Origin of the sequence: Sandaracinus amylolyticus (assembly GCF_021631985.1) — a bacterium.
Classification (GTDB): Bacteria; Myxococcota_A; Polyangia; order Polyangiales; family Sandaracinaceae; genus Sandaracinus; species Sandaracinus amylolyticus_A.
In genome coordinates this window covers 10,542,043-10,558,274 of sequence record NZ_CP070225.1, presented here as the reverse complement: position 1 = coordinate 10,558,274, position 16,232 = coordinate 10,542,043, and the positions used below count along the sequence as shown (strand labels likewise).

At 73.1% G+C, this 16,232-nt stretch carries 12 protein-coding genes; 7 read left to right on the top strand and 5 right to left on the bottom strand.

Going from position 1 to position 16,232, the window contains the following annotated elements:
- Window positions 1-3: 3 nt before the first annotated feature.
- From I5071_RS44900 to I5071_RS44885, 4 genes are all read right to left on the bottom strand, one after another.
- On the bottom strand, window positions 4-690 hold the full coding sequence (locus I5071_RS44900; RefSeq protein WP_236519595.1) for a hypothetical protein: 687 nt from the start codon (window positions 688-690) through the stop codon (window positions 4-6).
- 140 nt (window positions 691-830) lie between these two features.
- Window positions 831-1,604, bottom strand: a complete 774-nt coding sequence (locus I5071_RS44895; RefSeq protein ID WP_236519594.1) for a hypothetical protein — start codon at window positions 1,602-1,604, stop codon at window positions 831-833.
- Between the two features lie 4 nt (window positions 1,605-1,608).
- Window positions 1,609-3,051 (bottom strand): carotenoid oxygenase family protein, encoded by a 1,443-nt coding sequence (locus I5071_RS44890; RefSeq protein ID WP_236519592.1) that lies wholly within the window; start codon window positions 3,049-3,051, stop codon window positions 1,609-1,611.
- 46 nt (window positions 3,052-3,097) lie between these two features.
- Window positions 3,098-4,504: an FAD-binding oxidoreductase gene (locus I5071_RS44885; protein WP_236519590.1), complete on the bottom strand. Its 1,407-nt coding sequence runs from the start codon at window positions 4,502-4,504 to the stop codon at window positions 3,098-3,100.
- A gap of 79 nt (window positions 4,505-4,583) precedes the next feature.
- Here I5071_RS44885 and I5071_RS44880 point away from each other — a divergent pair, with 79 nt between their 5' ends.
- The 7 genes from I5071_RS44880 to I5071_RS44850 all read left to right on the top strand — a co-directional run bounded on the left by I5071_RS44880 (window position 4,584) and on the right by I5071_RS44850 (window position 15,699).
- Window positions 4,584-5,894, top strand: coding sequence for a hypothetical protein (locus I5071_RS44880; protein ID WP_236519589.1), 1,311 nt, complete (start codon window positions 4,584-4,586; stop codon window positions 5,892-5,894).
- 139 nt (window positions 5,895-6,033) lie between these two features.
- Window positions 6,034-7,086 (top strand): hypothetical protein, encoded by a 1,053-nt coding sequence (locus tag I5071_RS44875; RefSeq protein ID WP_236519587.1) that lies wholly within the window; start codon window positions 6,034-6,036, stop codon window positions 7,084-7,086.
- A 74-nt stretch (window positions 7,087-7,160) separates the two neighbouring features.
- Window positions 7,161-10,175 carry a hypothetical protein gene (locus I5071_RS44870; RefSeq protein WP_236519586.1) on the top strand — a complete coding sequence of 1,005 codons (3,015 nt, stop codon included), beginning with the start codon at window positions 7,161-7,163 and terminating at the stop codon, window positions 10,173-10,175.
- A 116-nt stretch (window positions 10,176-10,291) separates the two neighbouring features.
- Window positions 10,292-11,281, top strand: a complete 990-nt coding sequence (locus I5071_RS44865) for a hypothetical protein (RefSeq protein WP_236519585.1) — start codon at window positions 10,292-10,294, stop codon at window positions 11,279-11,281.
- Complete coding sequence (locus I5071_RS44860) at window positions 11,278-12,957, top strand: ArnT family glycosyltransferase (protein ID WP_236519584.1); 1,680 nt, start codon at window positions 11,278-11,280, stop codon at window positions 12,955-12,957. Before I5071_RS44865 ends, I5071_RS44860 begins: the two co-directional genes overlap by 4 nt.
- A gap of 665 nt (window positions 12,958-13,622) precedes the next feature.
- The gene (locus I5071_RS44855; protein ID WP_236519583.1) at window positions 13,623-14,468 is read left to right on the top strand and encodes an STAS-like domain-containing protein; all 846 of its coding nucleotides are present in this window, start codon (window positions 13,623-13,625) and stop codon (window positions 14,466-14,468) included.
- A 481-nt stretch (window positions 14,469-14,949) separates the two neighbouring features.
- Window positions 14,950-15,699 (top strand): hypothetical protein, encoded by a 750-nt coding sequence (locus I5071_RS44850; RefSeq protein WP_236519582.1) that lies wholly within the window; start codon window positions 14,950-14,952, stop codon window positions 15,697-15,699.
- A 78-nt stretch (window positions 15,700-15,777) separates the two neighbouring features.
- Here I5071_RS44850 and I5071_RS44845 read toward each other — a convergent pair whose 3' ends face one another.
- A complete protein-coding gene (locus I5071_RS44845; RefSeq protein ID WP_236519581.1) occupies window positions 15,778-16,104 on the bottom strand; it encodes a hypothetical protein in 327 nt (108 codons plus the stop codon).
- Window positions 16,105-16,232: the final 128 nt, after the last annotated feature.

Below are 16,232 nucleotides of genomic sequence, written 5' to 3'. Positions count from 1 at the left end.
GCCTCAGGACGCGACCCCCGCGTCGATCGCCTTCCAGAGCGCGTCGGCCTCGGCGCGGTCGTTCGCGCCGAGCAGCATCTCGGCCATGCCGGTCTCGCGCGCCGAGCGCACGAGCTGCGACTGCGCGAGCGAGGCCGGACCGAGCAGCACGCCCAGGACACCGCGCCGCGCGAGGAGCACGAGCGACTCGCGGAACGCGCCCAGGACCTCGGCGCTGCAGACGCGGAGCTCGCGGACGTCGAGCTCCACGAGCCCCCGGCCGCGATCGTCGCTCGCGAGCGCGCGGCGGACGAGCTCGAGCACGTCCTGCGCTTCGTCGGCGCGCACGACGCCCGCGAGCACGATCGCGAGCCGGCCGTGCGCGTCGGGATGCACCGCGTACTTCAGCTTCAGCGCGGCCGAGAGCGGGGCGCCGCGGCGCCTCCGCGCGAGGAAGCTCGGGGTCGCGCAGTCGCTGTGCGCGAGGTCGAGCTCCGCCAGCATGGGCTCGTCGACGCCCCCGGCGCGGCACGAGCGGACGACCGCACGCGCGCTGATCGCGCCTCCTTCCGCGAGCTGGAGCGACACGTCGAGGCCCGACCCCCGCGCGAGGCGACGCGGCGCCGGCAGGACGAGCGTCGCGCCGCTCGACGTGAGCCCTGCGAGCTCTCCCTCCGCGATCTCTCCGACGATGTCGATCGTCGCGCGCACGTGTGCAGATGCTCGCCACGGCGGCGGACTGCCGGACCTCGCTCGAGACACGCTCCCCCCTGCTCCGGGCGCGGAGACTCGCTCGATGCTCCATTCGGCAACAAGAGAATGATCCCCCAACGGTGGACGGGGAGATCTGCTCAGCGCACCACGTGGATGAGCTCCCCCGGGGCGCCGGTCGTCACCTGCATCGCGCCGAGCGCCGCCCGCGCGCATGCTTCGATCGCGCTGCCCGCGTGGGGCGCGCCGAGCCCCACCGTCACCGCTCCGTCGGCGCCCCAGCGCGCGACCACGGCGAGCGGCCCGACACCGCCGCCGCACGCGAGGATCGTCGCGCGCTGTGCCTCGATCGCGCGCCGGAGCGCTCCATCCACCTCGGGCGCGACCGGCGCGGGATCCACCACCACCACGACCTGCGCGGTCGCGGCCGGCACCGGCGCGGGCGTCGGCTCGGCCCACGCGCCCGCGCGACCGCTCATCACCCACGCGCAGTCGACCTCGCCGCAGACCACCGCATAGCTCGCGCTCCGGCCGCAGCCCGCGACCGTGCGCTCGGTCTCGATCGGCGCCGCGATCGTCAGCGACTGCGGCGGGCACGCCATCTCGTACGACGCGCGCTCGGCGATCGTCTGCATCGCGACCCAGCGCGCGCTGCGATAGCGCCCGTGCCCGCGCCCGATGATCGCGAACTCGCGCACCTGACCGCAGCCGCTCACCTGCCACACGCGATCGGTGAGCTGACGCGCCTGCAAGGCCGCCGCGGGGCACGCGAGCGCGCGCGACGCGGCGTGGTGCAGGTTGCGTAGTCGACGCGCGTCGACGCGTGGCACCTCGGTGTGGGGATCCGAGCCACGCCTGCAGCCGACGCTCGCGAGCGCGACCACGACCACGAAGCACCAGACGACTGCGCGCATCGGATCAGTCTATCGCGTCCTCCACCCAGACACCGTGGAACGTCATCGGCGCGTGATCGCGCATCCAACATCGCGCGATCGGTCCGTCGGCGAGACGACGCGCGTCGAAGATCGCGAGACACGTCGCGTCGCGCGCGGGCTCGTAGACCATCGTGAGCCCCCAGCCCTCGCCCTCCGCGCACGTCGCGTCGCGCGGCACGTAGACGAGCTCGCTCGGGCACGCGCCGCGCTCGAAGAGGAACACGTCGTCCTCGCCGCGCTCGAGCTCGACGCGCGCCACCCCACGACGCGCGCCCTTCGTCGTCGTCAGGAACACGGTGCGATACCGCGCGCCCTCGCGCCGCGGATCGATCTCGGGGAACTCGCAGGGCGCGCCCCACACCGGCTCGCTGCGGAACGTCTTGCGCGCTGGGTCGATCGCGACGCGATGGAGGTACGCCTTGCCCCCGGTCTGGCCGCTCGCGCGCAGCCCTTCGTAGCTGTCGAAGTCGGGCCACCGCGCGATGTGCAGCACGATCTCGCCGTTCTCCTCCCAGGCGCCGGCGAAGTGCCACTGGAAGAACGTGTCGACGCGGAAGCGCACGATGGCGCTGGGATCGTCGATCGGCACGACGATCACCTCGACGCCGTCCTCCGGCGTCCACGCGAAGATGTCGCTCGCCCCGCCGATCCCGAGCAGCGCCTTCACGAGCTGGAAGCGCATCGGGGGCACCAGGAAGACGAGGTGCTTCTCGGTCGCCGCGAAGTCGTGCAGCAGCACGCCGTGCTCGAGCGGGATCTCGCCGAGCATCCGCGGCGCGCCGCGATCGGGCAGCACCGCGAGCTCGATCGCGTTCTTCGGGCCCCAGCGCATCCCGAACCCGTAGATCGCGTCGCGCGCGTTCACGCGGTGCGGGTGCGCGGTGAACGTGCTCCCGAGCACGCCGAGATCGGTCTCGCCGATCGTGCTCAGATCGCGCGCGTCGATCTCGGTGGGCCACGACGACTCGACCAGCGCGAAGAGGCGCGACTGCCAGCGCATCAGCGCGGTGTTGCCGGTGTTCTTGCGGCGTCGCAGCAGCCCGTTCATCACGCGCCGCCACGGCATCGCGCGCGACCCGTAGAGCGGCGCGCCCGCGCGCTTCTCCTCGCGGTACTCCGCGCTCTCGATCACGCGCTTCGCGGCGAGCGCGCGGGTGGGCCCTTCGAGCCGCACCGAGCACAGCGCGCCGTCGGCCTCGAACGAGTGCGCGACCTCGCGCCCGAACGAGTCGTAGAGCCCCGGCCCGACGCGATGGAGCGTGCCCCGCAGTCCCTCGGGGATGCGCCCCTCGATCTCCATCGGCTCCCAGCCGTGCTCGCGCCGCAAGCTGCGCATGTCGCCGCGCGGCGGCGGTGATTCGTGATCGTCGTTCGTCATGCGCGCGACGTTCGTCGCGGCGCGCTCGACCTGCGTCTCTGCGCCCATGTTCCCCGTCCCCCCGAGCCCGGATGGTGCCAGGATTCCGGCCGCATCAGCACCCCTGTCGGTGGCCATCCCCCGGGAAGATCTTGCCGGGGTTCAGCACCCCGCGGGGATCGAACACGTTCTTGAGGCGCCGCTGCAGCGCGATCAGCGGCTCGGGCTGCTCGAGCGGGAGATAGGGCGCCTTGAGCACGCCGATGCCGTGCTCGCCGCTCAGCGTGCCGCCGAGCGCGATCGTCGTCTCGAAGAGCTCGCGGATCGCCGCCTGCACCGCGGGCTCCTGCTCGGCGTGATCCCAGAGCAGGTTCACGTGCAGGTTGCCGTCGCCCGCGTGACCGTAGGCCGGCATGCGGATCCCTCGGCGCGCCGCGATCTCGCGACACTTGGTGATCAGCTCGGCGAGACGGCGCCGCGGCACCACGACGTCCTCGCTCAGCTTGAACCCCGCGCTGCGACGCAGCGCGCGCGACATGTCGCGCCGCACCCGCCAGAAGCGCTCGCGCTCGCTCGACTCGGTCGCGACCAGCGGATCGAAGGGCGACACGCTCACCAGCGCATCGCCGAGCCGCGCGAGCTCGCCCTCGACGGTCTCGCTCGTCCCCTCGAGCTCGATCACGAGCAGCGCCTTCGCGGCCTCGGGGATCGCGATCGCCGACGCGCTCGCGCGCAGGATCGCGAGCGTCTCCGCGTCGAGCAGCTCGATGCAGCGCGGCACCACGCGCGCGCTCAGCGCCGCGCTCACCGCGGGCGCGATCGCGTCCTCGCGATCGAGGAACGCGAGCACGGTGATCACGCGCTCCGCGAGCGGCGCGAGGCGCAGCACCGCGCGGGTCACGAACGCGAGCGTGCCCTCGCTGCCGACGATCAGCGACGTGAGGTCGTAGCCGGTCACACCCTTCTTGGTGCGACGACCGAGCGGAAGGATCGTGCCCTCGGCGGTCACCACCTCGAGCCCGAGCACCCAGTCGCGCGTCGAGCCGTGCTTGAACGCGCGCGGGCCCGCCGCGTTCTCCGCGATGTTCCCGCCGATCGTGCACTGCTCCCACGAGTTCGGATCGGGCCCCCAGAAGAGCCCCTCGCGCTCGACCGCCTCGTAGAGCGCGCCGGTCACGAGCCCGGGCTCGACCACCGCGAGCGAGTCGACGCGATCGATCTCGATCACGTCGCGCATGCGATCGCACGCGAGCACGATCCCGCCGCGCACCGGCACCGCGCCTCCGGTGCGCCCGGTGCCCGCGCCGCGCGGCGTCACCGGCACGCCGTGCGCGCTCGCCTCGCGCATCACGACCGCGATCTCCTCCGCGCCCCGCGCTCGGATCACCGCGTCGGGGATCGCACCGGTCGCCTCGCTCTCGTCGCGCGCGTGCGCCGCGCACACGTCGGGGTCGGTGATCACGCGATCGTCCGGCAGCGAGCGCGCGATCGCGGCGAGGCATCGATCGACGTCGGCGCGCATCGGAATGGCCGTTCTGGGCTCCTTCGTGATCCGCCGCAAGCTACCGCGCCTGCGAGGACGCGGGATATCCTCGCGCCCGATGCGCTCGCTCTCCCCGGTCGGCTCGATGCTCGCCGTCCTCCTCGCCCTCGCCGGCTGCGGCGACGACGACGTGCCCTCGGTGCCGACCGATGCCGGCCCACGCGACGCCCAGGTGCGCGACGCCGCGCGCGCGGACGGCGGCGGCGACGACGAGGACGGAAGCGCCCCCGACGAAGACGGCGGCGCGCCGGACGACGGCGGCACCGAGGACGACGCGGGCCCGATCGACGGCGGCACGCTCCCCTGCACCGGCGACGAGGTCACGCTCGCGGACCTCTCGGAGATCCGCAACGACCGCGTGGCGCTCGCCGCGGGCGCGAGCGCGTGGCTCGCGGCGTGGGTGGGCCGCGTCGACACCTACACCGAGCTCCAGTGGACGATCGTGCCCGCGAGCGGCGATCCGCCCGCGCCGCGCTCGACGATGCTGCGCTCGCTGCTCGGCGGGCCCGCCGCGGCGCCCCGAGGCACCGGCTACGTCGTCGGCTACTACGCGAACCCCGAGGCCGACTACGAGGTGTACGCGCTGCCGGTCGGCGCGAACGGCGCGCCCGAGGCCGCGTCGGCGTGGCGGCTCACCACCCATCCCGGCCGCGACGATCGGCTCGCGCTCGTCGCGAGCGATGGCGGCCTCGTCGCGGCGTGGAACGAGACCGCGCCGGGCGGCGCATCGAGCGCGTTCCTCACGCGGTGGATCGACGCGACGGGCACGCCGCAGGGCACCGCGCATCCGCTCGCGACCGGCGACGAGGTGCCGCTCACGTCCGTGCTCGCGCCCGCCACCACCGGGCCCTACGCGGCGTGGAGCCGCGAGTCGGGCAGCGACAGCGACGTCGTCGCGGTCCCGCTCGACGCGCGCGGCGTGTCGTCGGCGGGCGCGTCCCGCATCGTGAGCGCCGAGCGGACGGCCGAGGGCTCGCTCGATCTCGCGACCGAGGACGACGACGCCGTCGTCGTGTTCACCGCGGTCGCGGGCGGCGGCCAGCGCCAGGTGCGCGTGCGCGCGCTCGATCGCCTCGGCACGCTGAGCACCGAGCGCGTGGTCGGCACCGGCACCGAGCCCTCGATCGCGCGCTTCGGCGGCACCTGGGCGGTCGCGTACCGCGCGCCGCGCGCCGGTGGAGGCGCGGACCTGACGCTCGCGTTCCTCGACACGACGCTCCTGCCGCGCTCGACGGTGCCGCTCGGCCCCGCGACCACCGACGGCTCGTTGGTGATGCGCGCGACCGGCGACGGACGGCTCGCGATCGCCCGGGTCGACGTCGAGGGCGCGCGCACCCGGGTCCTGCTGACGCGCGTGCAGTGCGATTGAACCCGGCCTTCATCGGGTGAAAAAAATGCAGACTCTGCAACTTGGTGCGGGTGCCCCGCGCACCACGCGCGCGGGATCACGCGGAATCTCGCGTTGCGTGCCCACCGGAACGTTCCTTGCTGTCCGGCAACGCCCGACCATGCGTATCGTCCTGGCGCTCGCCCTCGTGGGCTCGCTCGCCGCACTGCTGAGCGCGTGCGGCGGCGATCGCCCGCCGAGCGTCCCGAGTGACGCCGCGCCCCGCGACGCCTCCCGTTCCGACGCCGGAGGAGACGGCCTCGACGCCGGGCAGATCGACGGCAGCGTCGACGCGAGCACGCCCTTCGACGCCACGACGCCCGACGACGGCCACGTCCCCGCCGACGCGCAGCCCCTCGACGCCATGAAGCTGGACGCCGGCCCCGCCGAGCCCGACGGCGGCGACGAGGACGTCGACGGCGGCGCCTGCAGCGACCTCTGCCCCTGCCCGCGCCCCGCGCCCGCGTGCACCGGCGACGCGAGCTGTGCCGCCGGCGAGCGCTGCATCGCCGACGTGTGCGGAACCGCGCGTTGCCATCCCGCCGGCGCCCCGTGCGGCGCGCCGACCGACTGCCCCGCCGGCTCCGCGTGCGTCGGCGGCACCTGCCAGCGTCCGGTCGCGGGCTGCACCGACAGCCGCGAGTGCCCGCAGGGCTTCGAGTGCGAGGGCACGGGCGCGCGCACCTGCGTCGATCGCCGCGTGCCCTGCGTCGAGGTCGAGGACTGCCCGCGCGGCTACGTCTGCCGCATCCCCACGACGACGCTCGGCGGCGGCTTCTGCCAGCGCGTCCACCGCCCCTGCGCGAGCGACGCCGGCTGCACCGACCTGCCGGGCGGCCGCTGCGTCGACGTGGACGCCGACGGCGCGCTCGAGTGCTCGCTCCCGAGCCTCGCGTGCACCACGAACGCCGACTGCGATCCCGGCAACGTGTGCACGGTGTTCCCGGTGAGCCGCAGCACCGAGTGCACCCGCTACGGCGGCCTCTGCCGCACGGTCGCCGACTGCACCGACGAAGGTCTGGTGGAGTGCGTCGACCTCTCGGGCCAGGGTCGATCCGAGTGCGCGCGTCCGAGCGGCACCTGCGATTCGACCACCGAGTGCCCGCCCCGCCAGGTCTGCGCGACGTTCGACCGCGAGGCGCCGCCCCGATGCGTCGCCGGCTCTGCCATGTGACCGAGGAGTCTCGCATGCGCCCCCGCCGTACCCCCTCTCGCTCGTCCGCCCCAACGCACAGCCGCGCGTGGCTCGTGCTCGCCGCGCTGACGGCCGTCGCCTGCGAGAGCGGAGGCGCCACGCCGGCACCGCCCGGCCCCGGCGATCGCGAGGACGGCGGCGTGTCGTCGTGCCTGCGGCCCGAGGAGGGCTGCCCGTGCGAGCCCGGCACCGAGTCGGTCGAGTGCTACCCCGAGCCGGTCGTCGTCGGCGGCGAGCGCGTCTGCCTCGGCGCGGGCGAGCGCTACTGCCGCGACGGCGCGTGGACCGCGTGCGAGGTCGCGCCCTACGAGAGCACGCCCGGTGTGGTCGCGGCCCCGCTGATCTCGGGCCCCACCCAGTGCAACGCGTGCGACCCGCGCTGCTTCGAGTACGTCGATCAGCCGACGTCGCCGGGCGACGTCACCGGCGGCAACTCGTCGGGCGTGGTGCTCCGTCCCGGCGGCACCGGCGTGGAGCTCCCGCAGAGCGGCACGTACATGGGCAGCGGTGATCGCGACGGCGACGGCGTGCCCGACGACTTCGACAGCTTCCCCGACGACCCCACGCGCGACGGGTTCACCGAGGAAGGCGGCATCTTCCACCTGCTGCCCGCGGGCGCGACCGAGGGCCCCGATCCGATCTCGATCAGCACCGCGATCAACGCGGCCGACGTCTACGTCCTGATGGACGCCACCGCCTCGATGGCCGGTGAGATCTCGACGCTGCGCAACGCGCTGACCAGCGGCAACTACCTCGGTGGCACGCTCTATCCGTCGCGCGCGGTCAGCGGCAACGAGGCGATGGGGAGCGCGCACGACTTCGGCCGAGATCCGCTGCCCGGCGTGTACCCCGTCACCGGCACGACCGCGGGCATGGCGAACGACCACGCGGCCGGCTGCTCGGGCGGCGGCACGGCCGCCGACGCGGTGTTCCGCTTCGAGCTCACGTCCGAGCAGGTCGTCACGATCGAGACGCTCGAGCCCCTCGGCTACGACACGGTGCTCTCGCTGCGCAACGGCACCTTCGGCGAGCTCGCGTGCAGCGACGACATCAGCGGCAGCCGCCGCTCGCGCATCACGCAGACCCTCGGGGCGGGCGTCTACTTCATCCTCCTCGAGGGCTGGAACGGCGGCGCGGGCACCTACGCGATGAACGTGCAGTTCCAGGGCTCGTCGGCGTGCCGCGGCATCCTCGGCGCGATCAACTGCATCATCCCGAACGCGCAGTTCGGCGTCGGCTACTTCCGCGAGTACCCGCGCACGCCCTACGGCTCCGCCGAGAACCCGGTCTACGTGCACGTGCAGGACGTCACGTCGGACTTCACCGCGGTGCAGAACGCGGTCAACGGGCTCGTCACCCAGGGCAACGTCGACTGGCCCGAGTCCATGGCCCAGGGCCTCTACGCGACGGTCACGGGCAACGGGCTCGGCTCGTACTATCCGGCGCGCTCCGGGAACGCCGCGTTCTCCGCGTGCGCCGCGGATCGCTGGGGCTACGGCTGCTTCCGCACCGGCGCGATCCCGATCGTGATCGGCTTCAGCGACGCGCCGATGCACGAGGGCCCCGATCGCCAGTTCGACTACGCGTTCGACGAGCGTTGGCCCGCAGCCACCACGATCTCGCTCGAGAACAGCGGCTCGGCCTCGATGCGCTACCGCAACGACACCCAGGCCTCCGCCCACGACATGGGCGACATCACGACGATGATCGGCTCGAACCAGCAGCGCGTGTACGAGGGCCGCACCCGCTGGTCGCAGGGCAGCTCGACCTATCGCCTCGGCAACGACTACGACACCAGCGTCGTCGGGTGCAACGCCTCGGGCGAGGACGCGGTGTTCCGCTTCACGCTCACCGAGCGCCGCCGCGTGCAGCTCACGACGTACAGCCAGTACAGCAGCTACGACACGGTGCTCTCGCTCTTCCGCGACTCGGTGACCGCGGCGAACCGCGTCACCTGCAGCGACGACATCTACTTCAGCGGCACCGCGTCGATGATCACGACGGTGCTCGAGCCCGGCACCTACTACGTCGTCGTCGACGGCTGGGACGGCGCGGACGGCAGCTACTACCTCTCGGTCAACGGCCGCGTGCCCACCGACGGCTCGCCGCCCTACCCGAGCGCCCAGGCGCCGGCGTACTGGGAGCACACCTCGCACGCGCTGCGCGCGCGCAACGTGAAGTTCATCGGCATCCGCTCCTGCAGCGACGGCGCGAGCGGCGACGAGGGCACGTTCTGCCCCGACCTGCTCCAGGATCTGCGCGACGTCGCGACCACCACCGGCAGCGTCGACGACGCGGGCGATCCCTTCGTCTACACGATCTCGAACGACGGCTCGGGCCTCGACAGCACCGTGGTGCAGGCGGTCCAGCGGCTCGCCAACTACTCGCGCATGGACGTGAGCGCGCGCGCCACCGACAACCCCGCGACGACGTTCGACGAGCGCAATTTCGTGCAGTCGATCACGATCAACAACTGCCCCGCGTCGCGCTGCACCGGGCCCCGCACCGGCTCGATGTGCGGGCAGTGCCTGCCGGGCAGCGACGTGGGCTTCGACGTCGTCTTCCACAACACCGGCGTCGCGCCGGGCGGCGTGCCGCGCACGGCGATGCCCCAGGTGTTCGACTTCGAGCTGCAGCTCGTCGGCGACGGCACCTACGTGCTCGACAGCGTGCCGGTGCGCATCGTCGTCCCGCCGATCCGCGCGGAGTACCCGGCGAGCGGCAGCTACTGGCGCGACTACGACTCGACCGCGCGCTGCGCCGCGAACGAGCGGCCCGACTGGGGCACGCTCAGCTGGACCGCGACCGTGCCGACCGGCACCAGCCTCGAATTCCAGCTGCAGGCCGCCGACGTCGCCACCGACGTCGCGGGCGCGCCCCGCGCGATCATCACGGTGCCGTCCGCGACCTCGCCCCGCGAGATCCTCCCGGCGCTGCGCGCGCGCGGCTACGCCGACGGCATGCGCCACCTGCGCGTGACCGCGCTGCTCTCGTCCGGCCCGACCCGCGCCGCGACGCCGAACCTCGAGCGCATGGCGGTCACCTACACCTGCGTGCCGGCCGAGTGAGCTGACGACACCGCGTCGCCGACGCTCGTGGTCGTCGAACGGCGACGATCGACACGAGTGGTCTTCGGGCTAGGATTCGGCCGCGAACGCGCCGAGGGCGCGATCCTGCCGCCCCCGTGACCTCGCGCCCCCCGCCCGATCCCGCTCCCGCCGCGCCCCCTCCGCGCGCTCCCACGCAGCGCCCGCGCGCGAGCCGCGCGTGGCTGCTCGTGCTCGCGCTGGCGGTGGTCGAGATCGTCGCGCACGTCGTGACCCAGTCGCGCGTCGTGCCGTGGTCCGACTGGCAGGCCGCCGCCGCGCGCGTGCGCGCCGAGTGGCGCGAGGGCGACGTGGTCACGTCGGCGCCCCACTGGGCCGATCCGCTGATGCGCGCGGCGGTGGGCGATCTGCTCGACGTGCGCAGCGCGGGGCGCGCCGACCTCGCGCCCTACTCGCGCCTCTGGCAGCTCTCGATCCGCGGCCACCGCACCCCCGAGGCCCCGCAGCGCGCGCCCGATCACGTCGAGCTCGTGGGGCGGGTGCGCATCGAGCGCTGGGACCTCGCGCCCGAGCCGATCCTCTACGACCTCGTCGAGCACGTGATGGACGCCGAGGTCGCGCTGATCGAGGGCGACGAGGCGCGCGCCTGTCGCCCCCAGCGCGGCGGTCGGCCTTCGGGCGGCGGGCTCGGCTCGGGCCCGATGACGCCCGCCGAGCGGCACGTGTGCGATCCGCGCCGCCCCTGGCTCTGGGTCGGCGCGACGGTCGAGGAGGATCTCGAGATGCTGCCGCGTCGCTGCGTGTGGCAGCACCCGCCGGGCGAGGAGCCGGTGCGCGCGACCTATCGCGACGTGCCGCTCGGCGAGCGCGTGGTGCTGCACGCGGGCCTGTGGTGGGAGCACGAGCGCACGATGAGCGGCGGTGAGGTCGACGTCGTGGTGCGCGTCGACGGGCAGGAGATCGGTCGGCTCGTGCACCGCGACGGCGACGGCTGGAAGCGCATCGAGGCCGCGATCCCCGAGGCGCTGCGCGGCCAGCGCGGCACGATCGACGTCGACGTCAGCGCGCCCAACCCGCACCTGCGCACGCTGTGCTGGGCCGCGAGCACGCGGGAGGCGGCGCGATGATCACCGGTCGTCCCCTCGGCTGGCGCGATCACCTCGTCGGCCTCGTGCTCGCGGTGAGCTACTGCGCGCTGCTCCTCGCGACCTCGCGCGACCTCGGCATGGCCCGCGACGAGGGCTTCTACGTCGACGCCGCCGAGCGCTACGCCCAGTGGTTCGAGCTGCTCGCCGAGGATCGCGACGCCGCGTTCGAGCAGGCGAACATCGATCGCTACTGGGAGAACAACCACGAGCATCCCTCGCTCCCGAAGTCGCTCTTCGCGCTCTCGTGGCTCGCCCACCGCACGTGGGATCTCTTCCCCGAGGACTCGATGGCGTTCCGGTTCCCCGGGATGCTGATGAGCTCGCTCGTGCTCTGGCTGATCTGGGCGTTCGGCGCGCGCGCCTACGGGCGCGCGGTGGGCGCGTTCGCCGCGGTCGCGTGGGCGCTGATGCCCAACGTCTTCTACCACTCGCACCTCGACTGCTTCGACGTGCCGATCGTGACGATGCTGACGCTCGTCACGTACTGCTACTGGCGCTCGCTCGCCGAGCCGCGGTGGGCGATCGTCGCGGGCATCGCGTACGGGCTCGCGCTGGAGACCAAGCACAACGCGTGGATCCTCCCGCTCGTGCTGCTGGTGCACTGGCTCTTCTTCGTGATGCCGGGCGAGCTCGCGGCGCGGCGCGCCGGCAAGGGCAAGGTCACGACGCTGGTGCCGTGGTGGCTGATCGCGTTCGCGGTGCTCGGGCCGCCGATCTTCGTCGGGCTCTGGCCGTGGATGTGGCACGACACCGCCGCGCGCTTCTCCGAGTACGCGTCGTTCCACCTGCACCACGTCCACTACAACACCGCGTTCCTCGGTCGCACCTACTTCGGGCCGCCGGGACCGATCGTGTTCCCCTTCGTGATGACGCTGATGACGATGTCGGTCGTCGTCGTGATCCTCGCGATCGCCGGCGTCGCGCTGCGGGCGCGCGCGCTGGTGCCGCCGTGGCTGGTGAAGCGCCTCTGGCCGCACGGCCGGGTCGAGGGCGATCGCCAGTGCACCGACGTGCTCGCGTTCGGCTCGATGCTCGCGCCGATGGTCGTGATCGCGATGCCGTGGACGCCGATCTTCGGCGGCACGAAGCACTTCATCGCGGGCTGGGCGTTCATGGCGATCTTCGCCGGCATCGCGTTCGTGCGCGTCGCGCGCGCGGCGCGCGAGTGGGCCGGGGAGCGCGTGCCGGCGATCAAGGAGGCGACGCCCGCGGTGACGGCGGCGCTGCTGCTCGCGCCGAGCGCGATCGACACCGTGCACAGCCACCCCTACGGGCTCTCGTTCTACGGCGCGGCGGCGGGCGGCGTCCCGGGCGCGGCGGACCTCGGGATGATGCGCCAGTTCTGGGGCTTCACCACGGGCAGCCTGGTGCCGTGGCTGAACGAGCACGTGCCCGAGCGCGGCAGCGTGTGGATCTGCGACACCCTGCCGAGCGCGTGGCGGATGCTGCAGCGCGACGGCCGTCTGCGGGACGACATCCGCGCGAGCTGGGATCTCGCGGGCGCCGACTACGCGATCGTCCACCACGAGGATCACTTCGTGGAGGTCGACTATCAGATCTGGATGGCGTTCGGACGCGTCGATCCGGTGTACGTCCTCACGTACGACGGAGTGCCGATCATCAGCGTGTACGAGAACCCGCGGCGCGCGCGCTGAGCACGAGCTCGTCGCTCGCGAGAGCGCGATCTCGAGGACGACCTGGGTGCTGACCGTGAGGCTTCGGTGTGCGCGCTCGCGCTCCCAACAGTTTCGAGCTGGGTCTCGTCGAGCGGGCCGGTCGTGGTGGGGTTGCTTCGCGGTCGGCGCGATCTCGAGTCCCCCCAGATCGTGTCTGCGGGCGGGCGTGAACCCGGGGCTCCGGCCGCTTCGTGGTTCGAGGGCGGCCGCATGGCATCGCGGAGTGGAACCCGATAGACACTTGCCGAGTGAGCCCCGCCATTCCCCAGCGATTCGTCTTGCGCGAGCCGCTCTCGTTCCTCCATCTGTTCCGCGCCGGCACGCCGGCGGCCGTCGACCTCGATGCGGTCGAGGTCGCGGAAGCTTGGTCGCTGGTGGGGCTCGGAGCGCTCGCGCGCCGAAACGGCGGTGATGCGCTCGAGCTTCGTGCGACGCGCACGAGCAACGCTTCGCGATTCGCACATGCCCTCGGCATCGACGAGGTCATCGAGGGCCGTCCCGCGGCGGGCGCTGGGGAAGCGGGCCGCACCAGCAAGCTTCGGCGCATCGACTCGCACAGCAACTTCGAGACGACCGCCCGGGAGATCGCGGCCCTGCTGATCGCGTCCCCGGATGACGAGGAGTCGCGCAAGAGCATCGTGTACGTGCTCGTCGAGCTGATGCGAAACGCCGTTCAGCACTCGGCAGATCCGCGGGGCGGAGTGATCGCGGCGCAGCTGATGAAGGCCGGGTACAGCGGCTACCCGCAGCCCGTCGTGCAGGTCGCGGTCGCCGACACCGGCGTAGGGGTGCTCGCCGGGCTCCAGGCGAGCTACCCGGAGCTCGCCGATGCGAAGGCCGCAGTGGTCAAGGCGCTCGAGCCGCACGTGTCCGGGACCTTCGGCCCCGGACGAACCGGCACGTCCGAGAACGCCGGCATGGGGCTGTTCTTCATCTCGGAGATGGCAAAGCTCACCGCGGGCCGAATGCTCCTCGCGACGCGAGGCGCAACCTTGTGGCTCCGCGGCGATCTCGAAGGCGGCTACGCGAGCCACCGGCTCGACATCCTGCCGCCGGAAGGAACGGGGTTCCCCGGAACGCTGGTCGCATTCGAGCTGCCGCTCGGCGAGCCCGCAGATCACGCCCGAATGATCGAGACCATCACCGAGAAAGCGCGACAGCGCACCCCGCAGCGCGACACGTCCGCTTGGGTGCGCTTCGAGGCCGCGCCGAAGGGCACACCGACGTTCGTCGTGAGCACCGTGTCGGAGGACGTGAAAGCGGCGGCGCGGCTCTCGCGCGAGCAGATCCAGCCGCGACTCTTCCGCCGCGAGCCCGTCTCGCTCGACTTCCGCAACGTCAGCGTCTGCACCCAGAGCTTCCTCCACGCGCTTCTGTTCGAAGCGATCCGGATCTCGTGGGCCGTGCAGACTCCGATCTTCGTCGAGCATGCCGAGCCCGGCGTCGCGACGGGCGTCCGGCTCGTCGACAACTACGCGCGAGGCGGTTGAGTGGCCGGCGCGAGCCGCTTCGGCGCGGTGTCGTCGAAACGAAGCGTCGCCGCCGCCGTTCTGGCGGCGACGAGGACGGATCTCGAGCCGGCGCGAGCCGAGGTCGCGGGCACTCGAACCGGAATCGAGCCGGCGCGAGCCGGCCCGGCGCCCATGTGAACCGATTCGAGGGCGGCTCCCGCCGGGCCCCCGTCGGTCGCCACCGCCGGCGGCGCAGCTCGAGCCGGCCCCATTTCGGTTCGAGCTCGCGCGGAGGCAGGTCGAGCCGGAGCTCGGATGACGCGACAGGCGGGGACGCAGCGCGCACCGGCTCGGATCTGGTTCGACGACGCGCGCACCGAGCGCGAGCTGGCTCGCCGTCCGCGCGACACGCGCAGGCGCGGCTCGCGCCGGCTCGGATCTGGTTCGCGCGACTGCGCGTGCGGCTCTTGATCGGCGCCGCTCGGTTCCGCTACCACCTCGGCAGCCAACGGGGGGAACGATGGCGCTCAAGAGTCTGACGAATGCCCAGATCGTGGAGCTGACCGCGGAGCTGCTCGCGCGAGGGGGCAAACGACGCAAGGCGCTCGAAGCCGTGCGCGGCGCCGAGGGCCCGCTCGGACAGCTGGAGCGCGCGTACGACGGAATGATCGCCGCGCAGCCTCCGCCGAACACCGCGCTCGCGAAGCTCGTGACCGAGATGACGTCGCTCGACGCGCGACACGACGCGTGCGTGCGCGCGCTGCTGTATCGCGTCGACAGCGAGATCGTGATCGCCGAGACCGACGAGGCCCGCGTCTCGCTCGGGCTCCTGCGCGACGCGCTCTTTCCGACGGGCGCCGCGATCGTGCAGCGTAGCTACGTGGAGGAGGCCGGCGAGGGCAAGCTGCGGGACGCACGCGTGAGCGCGTCGATGCGGCGCACGCTCGCGAAGCTGAAGTTCCTCGACGGACGCACCGGCGAGGAGCTCTTCGCGCTGCTGCAGTCGAGCGCGCGCGCCCTCGGCGAGGGCGAGGTGAAGCGCGCGGCGCTCGGCGAAGAGGGCCAGCTCGTGCTGAAGAGCGGCGCGGCGCGCAACCAGTGGATCCGCGTGGTCAACTCGGTCGCCGCCTACCTCGCCGCCGAGGGCATCGACGAGGAGCCGATCCTCGGTGCCATCCGCGCGGCCGAGGCCGCCGCGGAGCGCGGCGCGAGCAGCGACACCGATCCCGGTGTCACGCCCGCGCCGGGCGGCGACGCGCCGGCGAGCTGACGCGCCCTCACCCGCCGCACACGGCCTGGCACTCGGGGAGCTCGACGTCGTCGATGTGCACGCGGGGTCTCGATCACGTCACTCGCGCGGGCAGCCGGTGCAGCACGCTTCGAGGCAGGCGACGACCTCGCCTTCGCGCGTCGCTTCGCAGATCGGGGTCGCGGCTTGCATCGGGTCGCCGCTCTCGCGGATCGTGCAGCCGTTGCAGTCGGCGGCCGCGAGCTCCTGCGCGCAGCGGTGCTCGGACTCGCCCGGCGTGTGCTGCGTGGTGGTCGTGTCGTCCGACGAGGCCTGCTCGCTGCCGGTGGTGTCGGGTGTCGATGCGGGCTCGCTCGACGATCCGCCGCACGCGGAGAGGACGACGAGCGACAGCGCGAGGAGCGACGAGACGATCGAACGCGACATGGAATGGAGCCTCCTGTTGCTCGCCGTCGACGTGCGAGCAGCCGGGATGTTCTCTCGGCGCGCGGCGAACGGGCTCCCCGATCTCGCTTTCTCGCGCGCGCCGTAACCCGGTTCGGCGCGCTCGCGCC